The organism is Actinosynnema sp., from assembly GCF_052038725.1.
Genome location: NZ_JBQGCX010001283.1, coordinates 1 through 3,652 on the forward strand (window position 1 = coordinate 1; position 3,652 = coordinate 3,652).

The 3,652-nt window shown below is 72.9% G+C and carries 3 protein-coding genes; all 3 read right to left on the reverse strand.

The genetic code is table 11. The features are described 5' to 3' along the window. Positions 1-110 precede the first annotated feature (110 nt). The gene (locus ACTUAL_RS27100; protein ID WP_440902226.1) at positions 111-818 is read right to left on the reverse strand and encodes a hypothetical protein; all 708 of its coding nucleotides are present in this window, start codon (positions 816-818) and stop codon (positions 111-113) included. Between the two features lie 64 nt (positions 819-882). Next, positions 883-2,766, reverse strand: coding sequence for a B12-binding domain-containing radical SAM protein (locus ACTUAL_RS27105; RefSeq protein ID WP_157767801.1), 1,884 nt, complete (start codon positions 2,764-2,766; stop codon positions 883-885). Positions 2,767-2,813: 47 nt separating this feature from the next. Next, on the reverse strand, positions 2,814-3,652 hold an 839-nt coding region (locus tag ACTUAL_RS27110; RefSeq protein ID WP_440902227.1), incomplete at its 5' end, for a thymidylate synthase.

Here is a 3,652-nt window from a genome sequence, read left to right on the forward strand (position 1 = left end):
GCGGTCCAGCTCCACGTGCCTGCTGCCGGTGGTGGCGGCGAAGGCCCTGGAGAACGTGGTCTTGCCGCTGGCGGAGCCGCCGAGCACCCAGACCCGGCGCGGCGGCCCGCTCACCCCGCCACCGGGGTGTGGAAGCGGAGCGCGATCACGGCGGCGTAGCGGTGGTAGTGCCACTGCTCGAACCCGACGTGGCTCTCGCCGTGGATGCCGAGGTCGACGTTCTCGAAGACCTCCCAGCCGTCGCGGGCGATCATGCCGTCCACCTCGGCGACCGGCGGGTAGTAGCCGCACGCCCGGTCCTCGGGGGTGAGGCCGACGAGGTAGTCGGCGAAGAACACGCCGCCGGGGGCGACCATGCCCATGGCGTGGTCGAACAGCGCCTGCATGGTGTGCTTGCGGTTGGGGGGCATGGACCACAGGCCGCTGCCCATGACGAACTGGAAGGCGCCGTCGGCGGGCAGGGTCATGTAGTCCTGCTCGACGATCGTGCAGCGGTCCTCCAGCCCCTCGTCGGCGAGCCGCTTGCGCAGACCGGTGATCTCGTGGCGGCCGTCGACCAGGTCGAGCGCGCCGCCGTCGAGGAACAGCTCGTCGGTCTCCACGCCGACGACCTCCCAGCCGGCGCGCAGCAGCGGCAGGGCGAACTTGCCGTCGGAGGCGCCGAGCACGCAGGCGCGCGGGCGGACGGCCTGCGCGTAGCGGCCGAGCGGGATGTACCGCGACAGCGCGGGGAAGTAGGTGAAGTACGGGGCCCAGTAGCTGCCGGGGTCGACCGCGAGCGGCGGGTTCAGCGTCGGGTCCAGCTTCGGGTTCAGCATCGTCGTCCTGTTCGTCGGCGCCGGTCGTGGCGTGTTCCTGCAACTGCCCGGCGCGGGGGCCGCGTCACGCCGCGCCGCTCTCCTCGATCGCGCTGTTGCGCACCGAGCCCCACCGCTTGGCCGCCGAGTCGTGGATGTACCAGATGTCGTCCTCGGTCAGCAGCTTGGAGACCACGTCGGGGTAGGCCTCCTCGAAGAACGTGTAGGGCGGCTTGTTCTCCTTGCGGGAGTGGTAGTCCAGCTCGTCCTGGCCGTGCTCGGCGGAGATGCCGGTGCCGGGGTGGTAGGTGAGGATGTTGGGGCTGGCCATGATGAGCAGCCCGTCGTCGATGAGCGCGCCGATCTGCTCGATGGTCTCGGCGATCGTGCCCCGGTCCTCGCCGTCCAGGCCGAACAGCACCGAGCTGCCGACCCGGATGCCGTGCGAGCGGATCTTCTCCAGCGCCTCGCGGACCTTGCCCACCCACGGCTCGGGGTTGCGGCGCAGCAGGTTCTTCTTGACGTGCTTCATGACCTGCTCGGCCATCGACTCGATGCCGATGTAGACGTAGGTGCACCCGGCCTCGCGCATCAGGTCGAGCCCGGCGCCGACCTCGTCCCACTTGGCCCGGTTGAGCACCACGTCGACGGTGAGCTGCGCGCCCCACTCCAGGTCGCGCACCGACCGGTGCCCGTGCGCGGCGGACTCGGGGTCCTCGCACGGCCGGTCCGCCAGCTCCTTGAGGTCGCGGCAGAAGTCGGCGATGGCGTTCCAGTTCCCGCCCCAGAACACCGGGTCGTCGAAGAACATCGCCTCGGCGCCCCAGTCGACCAGGCGCTGCACCCGCAGGGCGACCTCCTGCGACTCGGTGATGGCGAACCGGGTCGGCAGGCTCTTGACCGCGCTGCTCTCCGAGCAGAAGGTGCACTTGAACGGGCAGGCGTCCAGGGTCATCATGTGCGCGGTCCGGCTGCCGTGCGGGGACGAGCCCGCCCGCTCGAACACGCCGAAGCGGGCCCTGATGGCGAACGCGTCGTACGGCGAGGGCAGTTCGGCCCTGCCCAGGGAGCGCCCGCGCAGCGGTTGCACGTCGACCTCGCGCGCGCCGAACCCGACGACGACGCCGACGCCCTCCAGGTCGGCGCGCGAGTTCGCGAGCAGGCGCAAGGAGTCCATGACCGCGTCGACGTCGGTGGGGCCGAAGCCGGGGTCGCAGACCAGGCCGACGGCCTGCATGAGCAGGTCGAGCAGCGGGGCGCCGTCGCCGGAGACGACGAAGTCGACCACGCGCTCGTGGCGGCCGTCGAGCTGCACCTGCGCGGTGCTGCTCCACGACAGCTGGACCAGGCCGGAGCGCTTGTCGACGCGGACGGTCTCGTCGGCGTGCCTGCCGCCGAGCACCACCAGGCACCCCGGGACCAGGCGCTTGGCGGTCTCGGCCATCTCCAGCGCGTACCGGTGCGCCGCCGACACCGCGCTGAGCAGCAGGACCTTGGGGCGCAGCGCGACCAGCTGCGCGGAGAACGCCTCGCGCGCCTCGGCGTCCCAGACGCGCGGGTCGAACACCTTGCCGTCGGTGGTCGGGTTGTCGGCGGCGAGCCCGGCCCTGGGACCGGACTGGGCCCGCCGGTACGCCAGGTCCGGGTAGTGGCCCCAGTCCGGGTACAGGTCGTCCACGTGCGGCCGTGCGGCGAGCCCGGACTCCCTGCGCCCCACCGAGCGCCGGATGGTGCTGATCAGCGCCGAGTACAGGCACATGGGGTCGCCGGGGTAGGCGATCTCACCGCCCCGGTTGGTGGCCACCGGCACGAGCGCGGCCAGCACCGGGAAGCGCAGCGCCGCCTCCCCGTCGGCTCCGGCGGCCTCGGCGAACCGGGCCCTCCGCTCGGCCAGCAGTCGGGTGAGCCGCACGTCCGGAACGGGCGGCAGCGGCCCGGCCGCGATCACCTCGCGCACCACGACATCCACTTCGGTCTTCCCTCCTGGGTCCGGCGGGCCGGTGGTCGGGCGGGCGGTCAGTGCCCCGCGATGTCCGCGCGGACCTCGGCGCTCGCCGCCGGGGAGTCCACGACCGTCGTGGTGTCGCCGAGCTTGCGGTAGGCGAAGGTGGCCAGGCAGGCGCGGGCGACGTCGGCGAAGTCGGCGACGCACCGCTCCCCCGCGATCCGGTCCACCGCGGCGGTGTCGCCCGCGGCGACGGCCTCGCGCAGCGCGCGCTCGACGGTGACCAGCTCGGTCACGGCGGCCCTGGCCTCCTCCGGGGCGCCGGGGAGCGCGGGCAGGGACGCCGAGGTGAGCGGGGCCTCGACGACCTTGCGGGCGAGCGGGATCTCGTTGTCGTAGAAGTGGAAGGTGCCCGACTGGTGGATGTAGGGGCCGCACGGCACGCCCAGCAGGGCCGCCGCCCACTGGTGCATGAGCATGAACAGGAACACGTCGTAGGGCAGGACGGTCAGGGCCTGCTGGGCGCGCATGACGGTCAGCCAGGTGAGCTTGCCGTCGCGCAGGAAGAGCTGCACGCCGACCGCGCACGGGTACTCGCGGGACTCGCGGAAGTTGTCCGAGGGGTCCAGGACGAGGGCGAACGCGCGGCGGTGGGCCGGGTCGCGCTCGATGCGGCCGAGGACGGCGGCGAGCTGGTCGCCCGCGGCGGTCAGCAGGCGGTGGCCGAAGGCGCCGCTGAGGGTGTGCTGGTCGTCGGAGTACTCGTGGGCGCCGCGCCGGTAGTAGGCGGGGGTCTCCACGTCGTTGCGGCCGTCGAGCGACCAGGCGAGCAGGCCGAAGCAGTAGGGCAGGTTGACCGGCAGCTCGGGGCTGAGGGCCAGCGCGGCGCGCGCGTCCCGCACCCGGAACG

Bases quoted from the DNA above. Each gene is read 5' to 3' on its own strand.
- ACTUAL_RS27100 (WP_440902226.1), bottom strand. From the start codon at position 818: ATGCTGAACCCGAAGCTGGACCCGACGCTGAACCCGCCGCTCGCGGTC.